At 64.2% G+C, this 20,983-nt stretch carries 21 protein-coding genes, 1 other RNA gene and 1 pseudogene; 15 read left to right on the top strand and 8 right to left on the bottom strand.

Translation table 11 applies throughout. From position 1 onward, the window contains the following. Nucleotides 1-232 precede the first annotated feature (232 nt). From IVA82_RS05200 to ssrA, 7 genes are all read right to left on the bottom strand, one after another. Nucleotides 233-2,104, bottom strand: coding sequence for a ferrous iron transporter B (locus IVA82_RS05200; protein WP_247385152.1), 1,872 nt, complete (start codon nt 2,102-2,104; stop codon nt 233-235). 21 nt (nt 2,105-2,125) lie between these two features. After that, on the bottom strand, nt 2,126-2,401 hold the full coding sequence (locus IVA82_RS05205; protein WP_247385153.1) for a FeoA family protein: 276 nt from the start codon (nt 2,399-2,401) through the stop codon (nt 2,126-2,128). 115 nt (nt 2,402-2,516) lie between these two features. After that, nucleotides 2,517-2,768, bottom strand: coding sequence for a ribbon-helix-helix domain-containing protein (locus tag IVA82_RS05210; RefSeq protein WP_148740610.1), 252 nt, complete (start codon nt 2,766-2,768; stop codon nt 2,517-2,519). Further along, nucleotides 2,765-2,953, bottom strand: coding sequence for a DUF4169 family protein (locus tag IVA82_RS05215; RefSeq protein ID WP_247385155.1), 189 nt, complete (start codon nt 2,951-2,953; stop codon nt 2,765-2,767). The genes IVA82_RS05210 and IVA82_RS05215 overlap by 4 nt, the downstream gene beginning before the upstream one ends. A gap of 270 nt (nt 2,954-3,223) precedes the next feature. Beyond that, nucleotides 3,224-4,666, bottom strand: coding sequence for a class II fumarate hydratase (gene fumC / locus IVA82_RS05220; RefSeq protein WP_247385157.1), 1,443 nt, complete (start codon nt 4,664-4,666; stop codon nt 3,224-3,226). Between the two features lie 90 nt (nt 4,667-4,756). Further along, on the bottom strand, nt 4,757-5,275 hold the full coding sequence (locus IVA82_RS05225; RefSeq protein WP_247385159.1) for a ClpXP protease specificity-enhancing factor SspB: 519 nt from the start codon (nt 5,273-5,275) through the stop codon (nt 4,757-4,759). 116 nt (nt 5,276-5,391) lie between these two features. After that, nucleotides 5,392-5,768: a transfer-messenger RNA gene (gene ssrA, locus IVA82_RS05230) on the bottom strand. A gap of 83 nt (nt 5,769-5,851) precedes the next feature. Here ssrA and IVA82_RS05235 point away from each other — a divergent pair. From IVA82_RS05235 to IVA82_RS05285, 11 genes and pseudogenes are all read left to right on the top strand, one after another. Beyond that, nucleotides 5,852-6,446 (top strand): annotated as a pseudogene (locus IVA82_RS05235) (chromate transporter). Then, nucleotides 6,443-6,973, top strand: a complete 531-nt coding sequence (locus IVA82_RS05240; protein WP_247385161.1) for a chromate transporter — start codon at nt 6,443-6,445, stop codon at nt 6,971-6,973. The pseudogene IVA82_RS05235 and the gene IVA82_RS05240 overlap by 4 nt, the downstream one beginning before the upstream one ends. A 94-nt stretch (nt 6,974-7,067) precedes the next feature. Then, on the top strand, nt 7,068-7,829 hold the full coding sequence (locus IVA82_RS05245) for a tripartite tricarboxylate transporter TctB family protein (protein WP_247385163.1): 762 nt from the start codon (nt 7,068-7,070) through the stop codon (nt 7,827-7,829). A 7-nt stretch (nt 7,830-7,836) separates the two neighbouring features. Continuing rightward, nucleotides 7,837-9,402, top strand: coding sequence for a tripartite tricarboxylate transporter permease (locus IVA82_RS05250; RefSeq protein WP_247385164.1), 1,566 nt, complete (start codon nt 7,837-7,839; stop codon nt 9,400-9,402). A gap of 232 nt (nt 9,403-9,634) precedes the next feature. Continuing rightward, the gene (locus IVA82_RS05255; protein ID WP_247385166.1) at nt 9,635-10,429 is read left to right on the top strand and encodes a thymidylate synthase; all 795 of its coding nucleotides are present in this window, start codon (nt 9,635-9,637) and stop codon (nt 10,427-10,429) included. A gap of 5 nt (nt 10,430-10,434) precedes the next feature. Further along, nucleotides 10,435-10,920 carry a GNAT family N-acetyltransferase gene (locus IVA82_RS05260; RefSeq protein ID WP_247385168.1) on the top strand — a complete coding sequence of 162 codons (486 nt, stop codon included), beginning with the start codon at nt 10,435-10,437 and terminating at the stop codon, nt 10,918-10,920. After that, entirely contained in the window at nt 10,920-11,429 is a 510-nt protein-coding gene (locus tag IVA82_RS05265) for a dihydrofolate reductase (RefSeq protein ID WP_247385251.1), read from the top strand. Before IVA82_RS05260 ends, IVA82_RS05265 begins: the two co-directional genes overlap by 1 nt. A 164-nt stretch (nt 11,430-11,593) precedes the next feature. After that, the gene (gene hflK, locus IVA82_RS05270; protein ID WP_247385170.1) at nt 11,594-12,730 is read left to right on the top strand and encodes an FtsH protease activity modulator HflK; all 1,137 of its coding nucleotides are present in this window, start codon (nt 11,594-11,596) and stop codon (nt 12,728-12,730) included. Then, complete coding sequence (locus IVA82_RS05275) at nt 12,727-13,623, top strand: protease modulator HflC (protein ID WP_247385171.1); 897 nt, start codon at nt 12,727-12,729, stop codon at nt 13,621-13,623. Before hflK ends, IVA82_RS05275 begins: the two co-directional genes overlap by 4 nt. A gap of 71 nt (nt 13,624-13,694) precedes the next feature. Then, nucleotides 13,695-13,901 (top strand): DUF2065 domain-containing protein, encoded by a 207-nt coding sequence (locus IVA82_RS05280; protein WP_148740621.1) that lies wholly within the window; start codon nt 13,695-13,697, stop codon nt 13,899-13,901. 146 nt (nt 13,902-14,047) lie between these two features. Then, nucleotides 14,048-15,571: a Do family serine endopeptidase gene (locus tag IVA82_RS05285; protein ID WP_247385172.1), complete on the top strand. Its 1,524-nt coding sequence runs from the start codon at nt 14,048-14,050 to the stop codon at nt 15,569-15,571. Nucleotides 15,572-15,690: 119 nt separating this feature from the next. On the opposite strand, the gene serB is transcribed toward IVA82_RS05285, so the two are convergent. Further along, complete coding sequence (gene serB / locus IVA82_RS05290; protein WP_247385173.1) at nt 15,691-16,596, bottom strand: phosphoserine phosphatase SerB; 906 nt, start codon at nt 16,594-16,596, stop codon at nt 15,691-15,693. 11 nt (nt 16,597-16,607) lie between these two features. On the opposite strand from serB, the gene miaA reads away from it, so the two are divergent. The 4 genes from miaA to IVA82_RS05310 all read left to right on the top strand — a co-directional run bounded on the left by miaA (nt 16,608) and on the right by IVA82_RS05310 (nt 20,983). Beyond that, entirely contained in the window at nt 16,608-17,564 is a 957-nt protein-coding gene (miaA, locus tag IVA82_RS05295) for a tRNA (adenosine(37)-N6)-dimethylallyltransferase MiaA (protein ID WP_247385174.1), read from the top strand. A 328-nt stretch (nt 17,565-17,892) separates the two neighbouring features. Further along, entirely contained in the window at nt 17,893-19,668 is a 1,776-nt protein-coding gene (locus tag IVA82_RS05300) for an acetolactate synthase 3 large subunit (RefSeq protein WP_247385175.1), read from the top strand. 73 nt (nt 19,669-19,741) lie between these two features. Further along, entirely contained in the window at nt 19,742-20,284 is a 543-nt protein-coding gene (ilvN, locus tag IVA82_RS05305; protein ID WP_028156452.1) for an acetolactate synthase small subunit, read from the top strand. 3 nt (nt 20,285-20,287) lie between these two features. Further along, nucleotides 20,288-20,983, top strand: a complete 696-nt coding sequence (locus tag IVA82_RS05310; protein WP_247385176.1) for a class I SAM-dependent methyltransferase — start codon at nt 20,288-20,290, stop codon at nt 20,981-20,983.

A 20,983-nucleotide genomic window follows, 5' to 3' on the forward strand; every position in this document is an offset into this window, starting at 1 on the left:
CGATGCCATCGTGCTCCTGTTTTGCCCGACGGGTCAACGGGCGCGCCGTTCGTTGTCCGTAGCCCGAATGGTGCGTAGCGCATCCGGGGCCGGCGATGCGTCGTGCAAGAATTCCGGATTTCGCTTCCGCTCCATCCGGCTACCTGCTGCGCACACGCGTAAGCCATTGATTCTCCTATCCCCGTCTACTGTGCATGGGGTTGTTTTCGCGCTTTCAATTTCGAGAGGGGCGCTATCCTGCGCCGAGCGCGACGGCGACGTTGTACGTCACCAGGCTGGCCGCATAGGCGAGCACCAGCATGTAGGTGAAGGTCACCGCCATCCAGGTCCAGCTGCCGGTTTCGCGCCGGATCACCGCCAGCGTGGATGCGCATTGCGGCGCGAAGATGTACCAGGCCAGCATCGACAGCGCGGTTGCAAGCGACCATTTCGTCGCCAACACCTGGCCGATCTGCTCGGCAGCCTCCTTGCCGCCTTCGATCGCATAGACGGTGCCGAGCGCCGCGACCGCGACCTCGCGCGCCGCCATGCCCGGGATCAGGGCCACCGCAATCTGCCAGTTGAAGCCGACCGGGGCGAGCAGCGGCGCGATCGCCTTGCCGATGATTGCGGCCAGGCTGAATTCGATCGCCGGCTCGGTGGCACCTAGCGGCGGCTGCGGGAACGAGGCCAGAAACCAGATCAGCACCATCATCGAGAAGATCGTGGTGCCGGCGCGGTGCAAGAACATTTTTGCGCGGGTGTAGACGCCGATTGCGATCGATTTCGGCCGCGGCATCTTGTAGTCGGGCAGCTCCAGCATGAACGGCGCCGGCGCGTAGTCGCGCAGCATGAAGAACTTGATCAGGAAAGAGACCAGCAGCGCACTGATGATGCCAGCGGCGTAGAGGCCGAACATCACCAGGCCCTGGAGGTTGATGAAGCCCCAGACGTCCCTGGCCGGAATGAAGGCGGAGATGATCAGCGTGTAGACGGGAATGCGCGCCGAGCAGGTCATCAGCGGCGCGATCAGGATCGTGGTCAGCCGGTCGCGCTTGTTGTCGATCACGCGCGTCGCCATGATGCCGGGAATGGCGCAGGCAAAGCTCGACAGCAGCGGAATGAAGGCGCGGCCATGCAGCCCGGCGCCGCCCATGATGCGGTCCATCAGGAACGCGGCCCGCGCCATGTAGCCGAAATCTTCCAAGAGCAGGATGAACAGGAAGATGATGATGATCTGCGGCAGGAACACGATGACGCTGCCGACGCCGGAGATCACGCCGTTCTGAAGGAAGCTCTGCAGCAGGCCGGCGGGCAGGGTGGCGTGCACGAACTCGCCGAGCGCATCGAAGCCGGAGTTGAGCAGCTCCATCAGCGGCTGTGCCCAGGCGAACACTGCCTGGAACATCACGAACAGGATCAGCGCGAGCACCAACAGCCCGGCGACGGGGTGCAGCACCACCGCGTCGATCCGCGCGGTCCAGGTGTCGGGCCGGCTCGGCAGGCTGACGCAATCGACGATGATCCGGTCGGCCTCGCGCTGGGTGGCGCGCAGTTCGGCGACGCTGAGCGCGCGCCAGCTATTCTCCTGCGGCTCGGCTGCGAGCCCAGCCGAGATATCGTCGGTCAGCGTCAGGAGGTCGGCGGTGCCGCCCTTGCGCACCGCGATCGAGGTGACCACGGGCACGCCGAGTTCCTTGGCGAGCCGCTCCACGTCGACATTGATGCCGCGGCGGGCCGCGATGTCGAACATGTTGAGCACCAGCACCATCGGCCGGCCGGTGCGCTTGAGCTCGAGCAGGAGGCGGATGGTCAGCCGCAGATTGGTCGAATCGGCCACGCATAGCACGAGATCGGGCACGGACTCGCCGGAGGCCTTGCCGAGCACGAAGTCGCGCGTGATCTCCTCGTCCGGGCTGCGGCCGCGCAGCGAATAGGTGCCGGGCAGGTCGACCACCGAGACCTGACGACCCAGGGGCGTGACGAAGAAGCCCTCCTTGCGCTCGACGGTGACGCCCGGATAGTTCGCGACCTTCTGCCGACTGCCGGTCAGCGCATTGAACAGCGATGTCTTGCCGCTGTTCGGCGTGCCCACCAGGGCGAGATGCAGCAGGGGTGTTTCCATGGGATCAAATATCCGGTCGCCTCAGGCAACGATGATGGCCATGGCTTCGCGACGGCGCACCGCGATGGTGATGTTATCGACCCGCACGGCGATCGGATCGCGCGCCACCAGCCCCTCGTGCAGGACCTCGACCCTGGCACCCTCGACGAAGCCGAGCTCGATCAGCCGGCTCTCGAGCTCGATGTCCGAGAGCGCCGAGCCCGCGTCCTTGGCGGACAGGTGTTGAATGATGCCGCTATAGCCGCGCTGGGCCAGACCCAGCGGCATCTGCGGGCGCGTCTCGTTGGTATCGGTCATGCCCTGTATTTTCAACGCAGGGCATTGAGGTCAAGCGCGCTCGCTCGCCGAAGCTGCACCTTAGAGTGATTTTAAAGTGCGGGCGGCTGCCGAGCCAGGGAAAGTGCCTCGGCGGCTATTGGGCCGGAACCTTTTCCGGCTGGACGGCCATGGCGCGGCTCTTGAAGTAGTCCAGGACGAACAGACGGATTGCCGACGACAGATTGCCTTGCTGGCGACTGCTGTCGATCTCGCCGACGAGCTCGGACAGCGTCATGTTGCGCAGCCCCGAGATCTCCTTCATGCCGTTCCAGAACGCCTCTTCCAGGCTGACGCTGGTCTTGTGGCCAGCGACCACGATCGATCGCTTCACGACGGGCGACTTCATGGCTGCTCCTCGCGATCGATCCGGTGCTGGTCCAGATGCTCCTTCGCCTGGTCCGCGCGTGTCTCCTCCGCCGACCGCTCCGCCTTCGTGCGGCCGAACTTCGCCCGATTGACGTCCGCCTGCTTCGCCGAGACTTCCCGCTCGGCGCGCTTCCTGAAACGATTCAGGTTGATGACGTTCCCCATGCCGCGTCTCCATCATCCGATCCTCCGCAGGCAGGATGAAACATTCAGAAACAGGGTGCAGCGCTGCGCCCCACAAGATTCGATCGCCATTCGCTCGTCCTCGTCAATCGGCCCTGGGGGCCATCAAACGATGAATTTGGCCCCCGGAGAGAGCGGCGTAGCACGCATCCTCCCCGAGACCTTGACGGTAATCAAATCCTGTCCTTTAAGCCTCTATAAATATGCCGTTTTGGCTCCGTATCATTACGGATGACTATCGGAATCCGGAAATCAACCGGGCCGCGTCATCTTCTCCGGCTGCACGAGGCGGTCGAACTCGTCCGCCGAGACAAAGCCGAGGCGGAGCGCCTCCTCTTTCAGCGTGGTGCCGTTGGCATGCGCCGTTTTCGCCACCTTGGCCGCGTTGTCGTAGCCGATCCTGGGCGCGAGCGCCGTCACCAGCATTAGCGAGCGCTGCATCAACTCCTTGATGCGCTTTTCATCGGCGCGAATGCCACTGACGCAATGTTCGGTCAAGGAGCGCGCGGCGTCCGCGAGCAGGCGGATCGAATGCAGCATGTTGTAGGCGAGCACGGGCTTGTAGACGTTGAGCTCGAAATGCCCCTGGCTGCCGGCCACCGTGATTGCGGTGTGATTGCCGAACACCTGGCAGCACACCATGGTCATCGCTTCGCACTGCGTGGGATTGACCTTGCCCGGCATGATCGATGAGCCCGGCTCGTTCTCCGGCAGGATCAGCTCGCCGAGGCCCGAGCGCGGGCCTGACCCGAGCAGGCGGATGTCGTTGGCGATCTTGAACAGCCCCGTCGCCACCGAATTGATGGCGCCGTGCGCCAGCACATAGGCGTCGTTGGAGGCCAGTGCCTCGAATTTGTTGGCGGCGCTGGTGAAGGGCAGTTTTGTGATCCCGACCACGTGCCTGGCGAACAGTCTTGCGAAACGAGGGCTCGAGTTGAGGCCGGTGCCGACGGCGGTACCGCCCTGTGCCAGCGGATAGAGATCCTTCACCGCGACCTTGAGGCGGGCAATCCCGCTTTCGACCTGCGCGGCATAGCCGGAAAATTCCTGGCCGAGCGTCAGCGGGGTCGCATCCTGGGTGTGGGTACGGCCGATCTTGACGATCCTGGCGAACTCTTTTTCTTTCTTGAGCAGCGCGCGCAGCAATTCGCCGAGCGCCGGAATGAGATCGGCGGTGATGCGGTTCGCGGCCGCGATATGCATCGCGGTCGGAAACGAGTCGTTCGACGACTGGCTCATGTTGACGTGATCGTTGGGGTGGACCGGCTTCTTGGCGCCGAGCCCGCCGCCGAGCAGCTCATTGGCGCGGTTGGCGATCACCTCGTTGAGGTTCATGTTGGTCTGCGTGCCGGAGCCGGTCTGCCACACCACCAGCGGAAAATGATCGTCGAGCTTGCCCTCGATCACCTCGCGCGCGGCGCGGATGATGGCGTTGGCGCGGCGCTGGTCGAGCAGCCCGAGTTCGCGGTTGGACTGTGCGGCCGCGAGCTTGACGATGCCCAGCGCATGCACGAGCGCGATCGGCATGCGGTCGGTGCCGATGCGAAAGTTCTGGCGCGAGCGCTCGGTCTGCGCGCCCCAATAGCGATCGGAGGGGACCTCGATGGGACCAAAACTGTCGGTCTCGACGCGGGTCGCGGAGCGTGAGGAGCGGGCAGTCTTTGATCTAGCGGTCTTGGCCATGAGCATATCCATTCTGCCGCACGGAATGCCGCGCGGCCTCTTGATGTGCTCATCTATATAGGCAGTTCGGCGCCGCGCGACGGCCGTGCGCGCCAGCCTGGATCATTTCTTGCGGAAACGGTCGAGCCGCACGACTTCCGCGCCGCCCTGGTTCGGGGGCGTCGGCTCCTCGGCGCTTTCCACCGTCTCGGCGGCGGGTGCGGGCACCGCTACGGCCGACGGGGCAGGCGCCGCCGGCAGGGTTTCGGGCGCGATCTCGGCAACGTCGGAGGTGTCGAACGAGAGTCCGAATTTCACGGACGGATCGAGGAAGCTCTTGATGGCGCTGAACGGCACCACCAGCCGCTCCGGAATGCCGCCGAAGGACAGCCCGACCTCGAAGCGGTCCTCGAGCACGGTCAGATCCCAGAACTGGTGCTGGAGGATGATCGTCATCTCTTCCGGATATTGCGCGAGTAGTCGCGGTGAGATCTTCACGCCCTCGGCCTTCGATACGAAGGTAATGAAGAAATGATGCTCGCCGGGCAGTCCATGGGACGCGGCATCGGTCAGCACCTTGCGGAGCACGCCGCGCAGCGCGTCGCGGGCCAGCACATCGTATCGGATATGATCGGTCGCCATGGTGGTCCTGTTGCATTCCTGAAGGCGGGCCCTGCCGGCCCGACTCGCCAAGCCGCAATAGTACCGCGCCTGACGGGTCAGCAGGAGTCCCCGCCGGGAAGGAAATTAATAAGGTAAGTGGAGGCTTCTGTTGCCAGGTGCCTCCGAACCCCGCCTAACGGAGCTTAACCCGTTAGGACTTCAGAATGGTCTTTCAAACTGCGTTACGCAGCCTGAGCAACCGGAGCAAAGTTGTCGTTGGCAACTATTGCAGTAGCCCGATAACGGCGGAACAATACCGGGAAAAAGCACGCCCTTTACGCCCTCGTCGATCCTATTTCGCCCCCGCCAAAGCCCGCATTTCGGCGGGCTGAAGCCCGTTAATCGGTGGGCTTTGGTGGAGGCGCCGGGTACCGCCCCCGGGTCCGAATGGTTTATTACGACGACCATTTATTTCCATAGCCGGCGAACCGGCACCCCCAATATAGGGGGCAAAGCTTTCAAATAACAGGGGTTTGGCGGGGCCATGGCGAGGTTCCTTTGGATAGGTTCCGGATGACCTTGGCCGCGCCATCGCCTGCGTTCTAAGCTCCTGACATGCCCTCGAATTCCTCACCGGCCGCGCAAGAGCCGGACGATTCAGCTGCGCCCAGCCTAGTCGCGCTGTTCCTGGCCTTTGCCCGGATGTCGCTGGCCGGCTTCGGCGGGGTCCTGGTGTTTGCCCGGCGGGCCATCGTCGATCAGCATCGCTGGATGACGCCGGACGAATTCAACGAGACGTTTGCGCTCTGCCATTTCCTGCCTGGGCCTAATATCGTCAATTTGTCGATGGTGTTCGGGGCGCGGCTGCGCGGGATCGCAGGCGGTGTTTCCGCTTTTGCCGGGCTGCTAGTGCCTCCGACGCTGATCATGACCGTGCTCGCGATCATCTATGCCAAATTCGGCGAGGTGGATCTGCTGCGCCACAGCGTTGCGGGCATCTCCTGCGCCGCGGTCGGCCCTTTTGATCGCGGTCGTGCTGCGCATGATGACGCCGCTGCTCAAGAAGGCGGACATCGTCGGGCTGGTCCTGATGCTCGCCGTGTTCGCCGCCATCGGCGTGCTGCGCCTGCCGCTCCAGGCGGTGCTGCTGGTCGCGATTCCCCTCAGCGTCGCCGTGACGTTCCTCCTGCGGCGGAAGGTAGCAGCATGACCAGCGAGAGCCCGATTTGGGTGCTGATCTCCACCTTTGGCCTGATGTCGCTGTTCGCGGTCGGCGGCGCTGCGGCAGCGGTGCCCGAGATGCATCGCATCGCGGTCGATGTGCGCCACTGGATGACCGACAAGCAGTTCGCCGACGCCTACGCGATCGCGCAGCTCTCGCCCGGTCCCAACGTCCTGATCGTTACGTTGATCGGCTATGCCGTCGCCGGCATCCCCGGCGCGCTGGCGGCGACGCAAGCGATGTGCCTGCCGACGGCTTTGCTTGCCTATTTAGTCAGCCGGCTCCTGAACCGGCCCACCCAATCGCGCTGGCCCGGCCTGATTCAGGCTGCACTGGTTCCGCTCTCGATCGGATTGATGGCAGCGAGCGCCCTGATCTTGGCGCAGTCGACCGATGGTAGCGTTACTGCTTTGCTAATAACCGCGGCGGTTGCGATCCTCGCGACGCTATCGCGTGTCAATCCGCTGTGGCTGCTGCTCGCCGGGAGCCTGTTTGGTTTTGCTGGCATTGTGTGATGAAAATCGCTAGGCAGTGATCCGGGCGGGGATCCATTTTCCAGCCGATTAGAACAACAGTGCTCGTGACTTACGGGTCGCGGAGGAGACATGCATGGCCGATACGATGGGCCACTCAGCGACAGCCAACCGCAACACCTCGGTGGCGATCGGCTTTTGTCTGCTGGCCATTGCGCCGCAGATGTTCGAACTCGTCTGGTCGATCGGGACGATCTTCGGCTGGGGCGCGGGGCGCGGTCCGGCCACGGTCCTGATCAGCCACGCCACCGCGCTGCTCGCGAGCGCTCCCGGCGCGCTGATCGGAGCGATCGGCGGTGACACCAAGAAGGCGTCATCCGACGTGCTGCTGGCGCTGATCTATTCCTATCCGATTTTTGTGGTGGCAATTCTCACGCTGTTCATGACGATCAAGTCGGCACAGGACTATATCGGCGGTATCGTGCTGATGGCGCTCGCCTTGTTTGCGCTGTGGGCCTCCAGCGATTTGCAGGGGATGCGCGGCTTCTCCTTTGGCGCGGGTACGGCGCCGCGGATGTTCGGCGGGCTGCTCGTCGCACTCGGCGCCGGCATCGCGTTGACCGGGCTGCTGACCGATGGCCCGGCGATGGCGCATTATGCCTGGCGCGGGCCTCTGTTCGTGATGGTCTCGATCGTCTTCTTCGCCCTCGCGATCCGTCCGCTCGGCGTGGTGGTTACGGCCTTCGCGAGCTTCCTGATCGCGGCGATGGGCACGCATGAGACACGTTGGGTCGAAGCGATCATCGTCGGCGCCTGCCTGACGCTTGGCTGCGCGCTGCTCTTCCCGTACGTGCTCGGGCTGCCGATGCCGATGTTCCCGCGCTTCCTGGCTCAGTGAGGATGTGATGTTCGATCTCTTCCACAATCTGGGCCTCGGTTTCGGTGTGGTGTTTCAGGTCTCCTGGTGGTCACCCTGGTGGCTCTATGGCCTGTCTCTCCCGATCTCGATCAATATTCTGATGTGCCTGATTGGCGCATTGGTTGGCACGCTTGTCGGCGTGCTTCCCGGCATCGGCACCGTCGCAACTGTGGCGATGCTCCTGCCGATCACGTTCGGATTGCCGCCCGTTGGCGCGCTAATCATGCTCGCCGGCATCTATTACGGTGCCCAGTATGGCGGCTCGACGACCTCGATCCTGGTCAATATTCCCGGTGAGGCGACATCGGTCGTCACCGCCATCGACGGCCACCAGATGGCGAAGCAGGGCCGCGCCGGTCCGGCGCTGGCGATCGCGGCGATCGGCTCGTTCTTCGCCGGCTGCGTCGCGACCGTTTTGATCGCAGTCCTCGGCGCGCCACTCACAAAACTCGCGCTGGCGTTCGGTCCGGCCGAATATTTCTCGCTGATGGTGCTCGGCCTGATTTTCGCGGTGGTGCTGGCCAAGGGCTCGGTGTTGAAGGCGATCGCGATGATCGTGTTCGGCCTGCTGTTGTCGATGGTTGGCTCGGATATCGAGACCGGCGCCTCGCGCATGGCGTTCAACATTCCGGAACTGGCCGACGGCCTGGGCTTCGCGACGGTGGCGATGGGCGTCTTTGGCTTCGCCGAGATCATCCGCAATCTCGACGCCGGCGCCGAGATGAACCGCGATCTCGTGCAGCAGAAGATCACCGGCCTGATGCCGACCAGGAAAGACCTGATCGACTCGACGCCTGCGATTCTGCGCGGCACCGTGCTGGGCTCCATCCTCGGCATCCTGCCGGGTGGCGGCGCTGTCATCGCGTCCTTTGCGTCCTATACGCTCGAGAAGAAGATCGCCAAGAACCCGTCGCGGTTCGGCCGCGGCGCAATCGAGGGCGTGGCGGCGCCGGAAAGCGCCAACAACGCGGCGGCGCAGACCTCGTTCATTCCGTTGCTGACGCTCGGCATCCCGCCGAACGCGGTGATGGCGCTGATGGTCGGCGCGATGACCATTCACGGCATCGTGCCGGGCCCGCAGGTGATGCAGAAGCAGCCGGACCTCGTCTGGGGCATGATCGCCTCGATGTGGATCGGCAATCTGATGCTAATCATCATCAATCTGCCGCTGGTCGGAATCTGGGTGCGGCTGCTGCGCGTGCCTTACCGGCTGATGTTCCCCTCGATCGTGATCTTCTGTGCGATCGGCATCTACTCGGTGAACAACGCACCGGTCGACGTCATCCTCGCCGGCGTGTTCGGCCTGGTCGGCTACTGGCTGATCAAGCACGACTTCGAGCCGGCGCCGCTGCTGCTCGGCATGGTGCTAGGACCGCTGATGGAGGAGAACCTGCGCCGTGCGCTGCTGATTTCGCGCGGCGACTGGAGCGTGTTCCTAACGCGCCCGCTGTCCGCCGTGTTGCTGGCGATCGCGGCATTCCTCCTGGTACTCACCGTGCTGCCCGCGTTGCGCGCCAAGCGCGACGAGGTGTTCACCGAATCCGAGAGCTGAGCCGAGGCAGCGCGCAACCCGAAAAGTTAGCCCGCAGGATCAAGCCGATAGGCGAGGGGTGGAACGCGAGTTCCGCCCCTTGTCATTGGAATCGGGAACGCTCACTTTTTCGGGTATAATCCGTGCCAGCTGGCGAATCGCCGCTGTCGGAGCGCGGGGCCGGCCGTTAAGTTCGCCGTCCTCCCAAAAGGCTGCCGTCTTCCTAAAGGTTTTTGCTAAAGGTTTTTGGCACATGCACCAGTATCAGGACCTGCTCGAGCGGATTCTTTCAGACGGCGCCGAGAAGACTGATCGGACCGGCACCGGCACGCTGTCGGTGTTCGGCCATCAGATGCGCTTCAACCTGTCCGCCGGCTTTCCGATGTTGACTACCAAGCGACTGCCGCTGAAGGCGATCGTGCATGAGCTACTGTGGTTCCTGAAGGGCGACACCAACGTCAAATATCTGCGCGACAACGGCGTCACCATCTGGGACGAGTGGGCGGACGCGAACGGCGATCTCGGCCCGGTCTATGGCCATCAATGGCGGTCGTGGCCTGCGCCGGACGGGCGCAGCATCGACCAGATCGCGAATGTCGTCGACATGATCAAGCGCAACCCGGACTCGCGCCGCTTGATCGTCTCGGCCTGGAATCCGGCCGAAGTCGACAAGATGGCGCTGCCGCCGTGCCACTGCCTGTTCCAGTTCTACGTCGCGAACGGCAAGCTGTCGTGCCAGCTCTATCAGCGCTCGGCCGACGTGTTCCTCGGCGTGCCCTTCAACATCGCCTCCTACGCACTGCTCACCATGATGGTCGCGCAGGTCACCGGCCTGAAGCCGGGCGATTTCGTGCATTCGTTCGGCGATACCCATCTTTATTCCAACCACCTGGAACAGGCGCGGCTCCAGCTCACGCGCACGCCGCGCGCGCTGCCGATGATGCGGATCAACCCTGACGTGAAGGACATCTTCTCCTTCCGCTACGAGGATTTCGAGCTGGTTGGCTACGATCCGCACCCGCACATCAAGGCGGCGGTCGCGGTCTGACGCAGATGTCGCTCAACATCCGCCGCGCGCGCCCCGGCGAAGCCGGGCTCGTTCTCTCTTTCATCCGCGAGCTCGCCGCGTACGAAAAGCTTTCGCATGAGGTTGAGGCAACCGAGGCGATGATCGCCGACGCGCTGTTCGGCAGCGATCCGCGGCTGTATTGCGCGATCGCCGAGTGGAACGGCGAGCCGGTCGGCTTCGCGGTTTGGTTCGTCAATTTCTCGACTTTCAGCGGCCGCCATGGCATCTATCTTGAGGACCTCTATGTGCGGCCGTCGCACCGGGACCGGGGCCTCGGCAAGGCGCTGCTGGTTTATCTGGCCAACGAATGCGTCGAGAACGGCTGGTCGCGCCTGCAATGGGCGGTGCTCGACTGGAACGCGCCGTCGATCGCGTTCTACAAGTCGCTAGGCGCCGTCATGATGGACGACTGGACGTTGTGCCGCGTCACCGGACCCGCGCTGGCACGCCTTGCCGGGAGAGGGGCGTGATGGAGATCGTCTTCGTCGTCGCAATCGCGGAGAACGGGGTCATCGGCGCTGCTGGTGCGATTCCGTGGCGATTGAAAGCCGACATGCAGCGCTTCAAGGCACTTACGGTCGGCAAGCCCGTGATCATGGGTCGCAAGACCTTCGAGTCGCTGCGCCGGCCGCTGCCCGGCCGCACCAACATCGTCGTCACGCGCGATGCAGCCTACCGCGCCGCCGGCGCCGTCGTCGCGACCTCGGCGGAGGATGCGGGCGCGGTTGCGCGTGGTGACGCCCTGCGGCGTTCGGCCGCCGAGATTGCCGTGATCGGCGGCGCCGAGATCTATCGCCAATGGATCGATCGCGCCGATCGCCTCGAAATCACCGAAGTTCACACGCGGCCCGAAGGTGACGCCCATTTCGAGATCGATAAGGCGCGATGGGAGGAAATCAGCCGCCTCCGTCATCCCGCCGGTCCTGACGACAGCGCCGACTTCTCCTATGTGACATATCGTCGGCGACCGCGCCATTAACCGCATTCGTCAATGTTTACATTGACTTTTTCCTGCCCGAGCATAGCTCGAAAGACGGTCAAGGCTGCGTTGTAAGGGACCTGCCGGTCCCCTATAAAGCCGGACCGGACAATGCGGGCCGGGCAAGTTCTAGTTCTGGTCTGGTCTGCCGAGGAGAGTGTCGAATGCCGTGGAAGAATCAGGGCGGTGGCCCATGGGGCTCGGGTCCGAAAGGACCATGGGGCTCAGGCCCGCAACCGGTCGGACCGAGGCCGCCGGATCTGGAAGACCTTCTGCGGCGCGGCCAGGACCGCCTCCAGCAGATCATGCCGGGTGGCTATTTCTCCGGCGTCGGCATCACGCTGATCCTGCTCATCATCGTCGCGCTCTGGCTGTTGTCGGGTTTCTTCCGCGTGCAGTCTGAAGAACAAGGCGTCGTGTTGCGCTTCGGCAAGCACGTGCGGACCGTGGATCCGGGCCTGAACTATCACCTGCCCTATCCGATCGAAACGGTGCTGCTGCCGAAGGCGTTGCGCGTCTCCACCATTTCCATCGGCATGACGCTGATCGAGGATCCGGCCCGGCGCGGCCGCTCCATCCGCGACGTGCCGGAAGAAAGCCTGATGCTGACTGGCGACGAGAACATCGTCGACGTCGACTTCACCGTGCTCTGGCGTATCAAGCCGAACGGCGTCGGCAACTTCCTGTTCAACATCCAGAACCCCGAGGGCACCGTGAAGGCGGTCGCCGAGAGCGCGATGCGCGAGGTGATCGGCCGCTCCAACATCCAGCCGATCCTGACGGGAGCGCGGACGCAGACCGAAACCACCGTGCAGGACTTGATGCAGAAGACGCTCGACAATTACGGCGCCGGCATCCAGATCGCCCAGGTGCAGATGCAAAAGGTCGACCCGCCGGCACAGGTGATCGACGCGTTCCGTGATGTGCAGGCGGCGCGCGCCAATCTCGAGCAGTTGCAGAATGAGGCGCAGACCTATGCCAACAAGGTCGTGCCCGAAGCGCGCGGCCGCGCGGCGCAGATCATGCAGGCGGCCGAAGGCTACAAGGAGCAGGCGGTTGCCGAAGCCAAGGGCCAAAGCTCGCGCTTCCTGAAGGTGTACGAAGAATACAAGAAGGCGCCCGACGTGACGCGTGAACGAATTTATCTGGAGACGATGGAGCGCGTGCTCGGGGGCTCGGAAAAGCTAATCTATGATGGAGGCTCCTCGGGCCAGGGCGTCGTGCCCTATCTACCGCTCAACGAATTGACGACCAAGCGACCCGCCACGACCGGCCAGCAGTCGAGCGGAGGCAGCCGATGAGGTCCCCCGTTACAGGTATCGTCGGACTTCTCGGACTTCTCCTGGTCCTGATTGTCGCCTACATGTCGCTGTTCACGGTGCAACAGACCGAGCAGACCATCGTGCTGCAGTTCGGTAAGCCGGTGGACGTCGTCACAGACCCCGGGCTGCACTTCAAGGCGCCGTGGAACTCCGTGATCAACATCGACAAGCGGATCCTCGACCTGGAGAATCCGTCCCAGGAGGTCATCGCCTCCGACCAGAAGCGCCTCGTGGTCGACGCCTTCGCGCGTTATCGGATCAAGGACGCGTTGCGTTTCTATCAGAGTGTCGGCTCGATCCAGGCCGCCAACCTCCAGCTCACGTCGCTGCTGAATGCGGCGCTGCGCCGCGTTCTCGGCGAGGTCAACTTCATCATCGTGGTGCGTGACGAGCGTGAGAAGCTGATGGGGCGCATCCGCGAGCAGCTCGACCACGAGGCCGACGGCTACGGCATCGAGGTGGTCGACGTCCGCATCCGCCGCGCCGACCTGCCGGAGCAGAATAGCCAGGCGGTCTACCAGCGCATGCAGACCGAACGCCAGCGTGAAGCGGCCGAGTTCCGCGCGCAGGGCGGTCAGAAGGCGCAGGAGATCCGCTCCAAGGCCGATCGTGAGGCGACGGTGATCATCGCCGAAGCCAACTCGACCGCCGAACAGACGCGCGGCGTCGGTGACGCCGAGCGCAACCGCTTGTTCGCGGAGTCCTACGGCAAGGACGCAGACTTCTTCGCCTTCTACCGGTCAATGACGGCGTATGAGAACGGCCTGCGCTCGAATGACACCCGCTTCCTGCTCCGCCCCGACTCGGATTTCTTCCGGTATTTCAGTAACCCGAGCGGCAAAACGGCGACCCAGACACCGGCGAAGCCGTAAGCGAGACGAAGGGCGGAACTTTTGCCGCCCTTGGTCCAGACAAGAACAGCACAACGGGAGGTTCCAATCCGATGAGGTCCATTGCGTTCACCGACTTCCTCATCGGTTTGGGCATCCTGTTCGTGCTGGAAGGCTTGATGTTCGCGGCAAGTCCGGCCTGGATGCGCCGGGCCATGAAGAGCGCGCTTGCGACGCCCGACCATATCCTGCGGGCGGTGGGGATCGCGTCGGCCGTCGCCGGCCTGATCCTGATCTGGGTTATGCGGCGGCCCATTTAGCGGCCGCGCCAACGCCAAAGTGAAGGCGAGGGGCAGTTTTTCGCCGTATTATCCGCGCCTTGAGGTCCGTTAAGCTCCGTGCTTGCGCCCTCGACCCGTTCGAGCGCAGTCTGATGCCGAATCCCTTATTCTCTCTGGAGACCACAATGAACGCTGCCACCATTGCCCCGGCCCGCTTGCGCCATTGCGTGCGCCTTGGGCTGGCTGCGCTCGCCGTCGGCGCTGTAGGCGCGTTCGGCTCGCCCGCTCATGCGCGTGGACCGGATGGCATCGCCGACGTCGCCGAGAAGGTGATCGACGCGGTCGTCAACATCTCGACCTCGCAAACGGTCGAAGCCAAGGGCAGCGGCGGCGGCAGCAACGCCATGCCGCAGCTGCCGCCCGGCTCGCCCTTCGAGGAATTCTTCGACGACTTCTTCAAGAATCGCCGCGGTCCCGGCGGCGGCAGCAAGGGCGGCGAGCGCGGCGACAGCGGCCCGCAGCCCCGTAAGACCAATTCGCTCGGCTCCGGCTTCATCATCGACACCTCCGGCGTCGTCGTCACCAACAATCACGTCATCGCCGATGCCGACGAGATCAACGTCATTCTCAACGATGGCACCAAGATCAAGGCCGAGTTGGTCGGCGTCGACAAGAAGACCGATCTGGCCGTGTTGAAGTTCAAGCCGACCAAGCCGCTGGTGTCGGTGAAGTTCGGCGACTCCGACAAGCTGCGCCTCGGCGACTGGGTGGTCGCGATCGGCAACCCCTTCAGCCTGGGCGGCACGGTCACGGCCGGCATCGTCTCGGCCAAGAACCGCGATATCTCCTCAGGTCCCTATGACAGCTATATCCAGACCGACGCCTCTATCAACCGCGGCAATTCCGGCGGTCCGCTGTTCAACCTCGATGGCGACGTGATCGGGGTCAACACGCTGATCATCTCCCCCTCCGGAGGCTCGATCGGCATCGGCTTCGCCGTGCCGTCGAAGACCGTTGCGGGTGTCGTCGATCAGCTCCGTCAGTTCGGCGAGCTCCGCCGCGGCTGGCTGGGCGTACGGATCCAGAGCGTCACCGACGAGATCGCCGAGAGTCTCAACATCAAGCCGCCCCGCGGCGCGCTGGTTGCCGGCATCGACGACAAGGGGCCGGCCAAGCCCGCCGGCATCGAGCCCGGCGACGTCGTCGTCAAGTTCGACGGCAAGGACGTCAAGGACCCGAAGGACCTTTCCCGCGTCGTTGCCGACACGGCGGTCGGCAAGGAGGTCGACGTCGTCATCATCCGCAAAGGCCAGGAGGAGACCAAGAAGGTCACGCTCGGCCGCTTGCAGGATCCCGAGAAGGTGCAGGCCGCGGTGAAGACCGACGAGCCCGCGCCCGAAAAGACCGTGACGCAGAAGGCGCTCGGCCTCGATCTCGCGGTGCTGAGCAAGGATTTGCGCACGCGCTACAAGATCAAGGACAGCGTCAAGGGCGTGGTCGTCACCAATGTCGACGGGAATTCGGATGCCGCGGAGAAGCGGCTCTCCGCCGGCGACGTCATCGTCGAGGTGGCGCAGGAAGCCGTGTCGAGCGGCGCCGACATCCAGAAGCGCGTCGACCAGCTCAAGAAGGACGGCAAGAAGTCCGTGCTGCTGCTGGTCTCGAATGGCGACGGCGAGCTGCGGTTTGTTGCGCTGAGCGTGCAGTAAAGGAGCACGGTCCAGCTTTCGTCATGGCCGGGCTTGTCCCGGCCATCCACGCGGCACAACGCATGGTGAGAAACGTGGATGCCCGGGACAAGCCCGGGCATGACGACGGAGAGCGGGATTTAGCCCTCCACAAACTCCTCGCGCCGATACCCCTGCGCATAGAGCAGTGCGGTGAGATCGCCATGATCGATCCGCGCCGCCGCGGCGGCCGCGACCGCCGGCTTGGCGTGATACGCAACCCCCAGACCCGCGGCCTGGATCATCGCAAGGTCATTGGCACCGTCGCCGACCACCAGCGAGTCGATGTCGTCGAGATCGCGCGACTCCATCAGGTCGACAAGCGTCGCGAGCTTTGCCGCACGGCCCAAAATCGGCTCCTTCACCTCGCCGGTGAACTTGCCGTCGCGCACGACGAGCTCGTTGGCGCGGTTTTCCTGGAAGCCGATCCTGGCGGCGACCGCGCGCGTGAACAGCGTGAAGCCGCCGGAGACCAGGCAGGCATAGGCGCCGTGCGCGCGCATGGTCGCGACCAGCGTGCCGCCGCCCGGCGTGGGCGTGATGCGTTTTGCAAGGACCTCGTCGACCACGGCGGCGGGCAGGTCCTTCAGGAGGGCGACGCGCTCGCGCAAGGCAGGCTCGAACTCGATCTCGCCGCGCATCGCACGTTCGGTGATCCCGGCCACATGGGCCTTCAGCCCGACAAAATCGGCGAGCTCATCGATGCATTCCTGGCCGATCATGGTGGAATCCATGTCGGCGAGAAAAAGCTTCTTGCGCCGGAAGCCGGACGGCTGCACCACGATGTCGATCGGCAGGTCGCCGCGAAGCTCGCGCAACCGCTGTTCGATAGCGTGACGGTCGCCTCCGAGGTTACTGTCGGCGCCGAAGGGGATGTCGACGGCAACTCCATCGAACAGCCAATGTGCAGGTGCCGCCTGGGGCAGCACGGCGCGGGCACCATCGACGATGGTGCTGTCGAGCGCGGGATTGGCGGGATCGCAGATCAGCGTGGCGACGAGGGACATTTGAGGTTTTCGTGAGCGAGGGGCAAGTCAGCAGAAGGCACGTTGGCAAGGCCGTGCTTATCGCAGGCCCGACCGCCAGCGGCAAGTCGGCGCTGGCGCTCGAGCTTGCGCTGACGACGGACGGCGTCGTCATCAATGCCGATTCCATGCAGGTCTACCGTGACCTGCATATCATCACGGCGCGCCCCACGCATGGCGATGAGGCACGGGTGCCGCACCGCCTCTACGGCCATGTCGATGCCGCCGTGAATTTTTCGACCGGCGCCTGGGTGAGCGATGCGGCGAGGGCGCTCGAAGAGGCGCAAGCGCAGGGCCGCCTGCCGATCTTCATTGGCGGCACCGGGCTGTATTTCAAGGCGCTGACGGCCGGGCTCTCGGTGGTGCCGCCGATTCCTGCCGACGTGCGCGAGCACGTGCGTACGCGGCTGGAGCGGAACGGCGTCGAGGCTCTGCATGCGGAACTCGCGCGTCGTGATGCCCGCGCCGCCGAGCGATTGAACTTGCGCGATCGCAGCCGAATTGCGCGCGCGCTCGAGGTGATCGAGGCGACCGGCCGCTCGCTCTTCGACTGGCACCGCGAGGCCGAGCCGCCACTGTTGCCCAAGGACAGTTTCCGCGCGGTGTTCCTTAGCCCCGAGCGCGACGAACTCTATGCACGCATCGATGCCCGTTTCGACGCCATGCTGGGCGCCGGCGCGCTGAAGGAGGTCGAGCGGCTGGCGGCTCGAAATCTCGATCCGCAGCTGCCGGCAATGAAGGCCCATGGCGTGCCGGCGCTGATCCGGCATCTGCGCGGCGAGTTCAGCCTGGAGGAGGCCGCCAGCATCGGCCGCGCGGACACCCGCCATTACGCCAAGCGCCAGTTCACCTGGTTCAGGCACCAGCTGCCCGTGTTCGAATGGGTGAAGCCGGAGGAGGCGAGGGGGTGGCTTGCAGCCATCGTGAACGCTGCGCGCGCCCCCGATTGACGTGCCATTGTGGCGGCGGCGCCGAATTTACTCTCGCCGAACCGCAGGAACCTCGCTACACTATCGAAATCGCGCGGGAACGGCCGCATTGCCTTGACATCCAGGCTTTGGCCGCTATGTTTCGCGCAACCTTTGGGAAGCCGGGCACCTGCCATGCGTAACATTATTACCAAACTCCTTATCGCCGTCGTACCCAGGCACACCGCCGGGGGTGGCTAGCTGCCATCCACATGACAGGCGGTGTGCATGGGCCCTCTTCGGGGCCTTTTTTATTTGCCGAACCAGACACGAACGAAGCCGCTGACAACAGCGCATCCGGAGCAAGCCAATGACCGACAAGAGCCACGATCCGAACCAGATGACCGGCGCCGCGATGATCGTTCGCGCGCTCATCGATCATGGCGTGACCGACATTTTCGGCTATCCCGGCGGCGCGGTGCTTCCGATCTACGACGAGATCTTCCAGCAGAGCGAGGTCCAGCACATCCTGGTTCGCCACGAACAGGGCGCGGGCCATGCTGCCGAGGGCTATGCGCGCTCGACCGGAAAGCCGGGCGTTGCACTGGTGACCTCCGGCCCCGGCGCCACCAACATGGTGACGCCGCTGACCGACGCGCTGATGGACTCGATCCCCCTGGTCTGCATCTCCGGCCAGGTGCCGACGCATCTGATCGGCAACGATGCGTTCCAGGAATGCGACACCGTCGGCATCACGCGCCCCTGCACCAAGCACAACTGGCTGGTGCGCGACGTCAACGATCTCGCAAAAGTGCTGCACGAGGCCTTCTACGTCGCGACGTCCGGCCGTCCGGGCCCGGTGCTCGTCGATGTGCCCAAGGACGTGCAATTCGCGACCGGCACCTATCATCCGCCGCGCAAGTCCGACGTGCACCGGTCCTATGCGCCGCGCGTGAAGGGCGACGCGACGCAAATCCGCAAGGCCGTGGCGCTGCTCGCAGGCGCCAAACGCCCTGTGATCTACAGCGGCGGCGGCGTCATCAATTCCGGTCCCGAGGCGACCAAGCTGCTGCGCGAGCTGGTCGAGGTTACCGGCTTTCCGATCACCTCCACGCTGATGGGCCTGGGCGCCTATCCGGCGTCGGGCAAGAACTGGCTCGGCATGCTCGGCATGCACGGCACCTACGAAGCCAACATGACCATGCATGATTGCGACGTCATGCTGTGCGTTGGCGCGCGCTTCGACGACCGTATCACCGGCCGCGTCGATGCGTTCTCGCCGGGCTCGAAGAAGATCCACATCGACATCGATCCGTCCTCGATCAACAAGAACATCCGCGTCGACGTGCCGATCATCGGCGACTGTGGCAACATCCTCGGCGACATCCTGCAGGTGTTCAAGGCGGAGGCGAAGAAGCCCGACGTCAAGGCATGGTGGCAGCAGATCGCGCAGTGGCGCGCCCGCAACTCGCTCTACTACAAGAAGAGCAACGACGTCATCCTGCCGCAGCATGCGATCCAGAGCCTGTTTGAGGCAACCCGCGGCAAGGATACGTACATCACGACCGAGGTCGGCCAGCACCAGATGTGGGCCGCGCAGTTCTTCGGCTTCGAGGAGCCGCATCGCTGGATGACGTCGGGCGGTCTCGGCACCATGGGCTATGGCCTGCCGGCCGCGGTCGGCGTGCAGGTCGCCCATCCCGACAGCCTCGTCATCGACATCGCGGGCGACGCTTCGGTGCAGATGACGATGCAGGAGATGTCGACAGCGGTTCAGTACGAGTTGCCGATCAAGATATTCATCCTGAACAACCAGTATATGGGCATGGTGCGGCAGTGGCAGCAGCTGCTCCACGGCAACCGGCTGTCGCATTCCTACTCCGAGGCGCTGCCGGATTTCGTCAAGCTCGCGGAAGCCTATGGCGGCGTCGGCATCCAGGTGCACAAGCCTGCCGATCTCGACGGCGCCATCCAGGAGATGATCTCGGTCAAGCGCCCGGTGCTGTTCGACTGCCGCGTCGCCGCACTCGAAAACTGCTTCCCGATGATCCCGTCCGGCAAGGCGCACAACGAGATGCTGTTGCCGGAGCAGGCGAACGACGAGGCCACGGCAAAGGCATTTGCCGGCGGCAAGGCGCTGGTGTGAGAGCGATGCCGCAGCAGCGAGCCGTCTCCCCTCGAGCGGGCGACGGTATGACGAGAGAATAGAGGGGACGACAATGAACCAGCCCGCATCCGCCTATTTCATCGAGGACCGTCACGATCCCAACGAGACGCACACGCTCTCGGTGCTCGTGCAGAACGAGCCCGGCGTGCTCGCGCGCGTCATCGGCCTGTTCTCTGGGCGCGGCTACAACATCGAGAGCCTCACGGTCTCCGAGACCGAGAGCCAGAAACATCTGTCGCGCATCACCATCGTCACCACGGGAACGCCGATGGTGATCGAGCAGATCAAGCATCAGCTCGATCGCATGATCCCGGTCTACCGCGTCGTCGACATGACGCTGACCAAGCGCTCGATCGAGCGCGAGCTTGCCATGGTGAAGGTGCGCGGGCAGGGCGAGCACCGCGTCGAGGCGCTGCGCCTGGCCGACGCGTTCCGCGCCCGGGTGATCGACGCCACCACCGAGAGCTTTGTGTTCGAGATCACAGGCAATACCGACAAGATCAACCAGTTTATCGACCTGATGCGCCCGATCGGCCTCGTCGAGGTGTCGCGCACCGGCGTTGCCGCGATTGGCCGCGGGCCCGAAGGAATGTGAACCATGCTGGCGCGCGACTGGTACTACAACGAGCGGAACCGGATGGGCATCGGGCCCGCGGTCGCCTCTATTTACGACAGTCACGATGACGCCGATCTGCGCGCGCGCGCCGCGCTGAGGATGCTCGGGGTGCAGCGCGGCTGGCGGATCGCCGACATCGGCTGCGGTCATGGCGTGCTGGCGACGGAAGCGGCGCTGATGGGTGCGCAGGTCGACGCCGTCGACATCTCGCCGGCGATGCTGGCGCTCGCCGAAATCTATGCGCGGGACCGCAAAGCAAAGGTCGCGACGCAGTCGGCGGGCCTGCTCAGCTTCGCCTACCAGGCGGAATCCTACGACCTGATCGTCAGCGAATTCACGCTGCACCACCTGCCGGATTTTTGGAAGGCGGTGGCGATGTCGCGGATCTATCGCGCGCTGAAGCCGGGTGCGAGCTTTTACCTGCGCGACATCGTCTACGTATCGATGCCGGACGCATCCGAGCGGGACATCGAGCAATGGGCCGACTACCAGATCAAGAACCACGATTTCTCACGCGAGAGCGTGGTCACACATATGCGTGATGAATATTCCACCTTCGGCTGGGTGATGGAGCGGCTGCTGACCGACGTCGGTTTCACCCTGGTCTCGGCCGACTACCACGCGCCCATGCACGGCACGTATCTGCTGCGAAAACCGAAAGCCGGCGAGCAAGGCTAG

It is taken from the genome of Bradyrhizobium sp. 142, assembly GCF_023074015.1.
GTDB lineage: Bacteria > Pseudomonadota > Alphaproteobacteria > Rhizobiales > Xanthobacteraceae > Bradyrhizobium.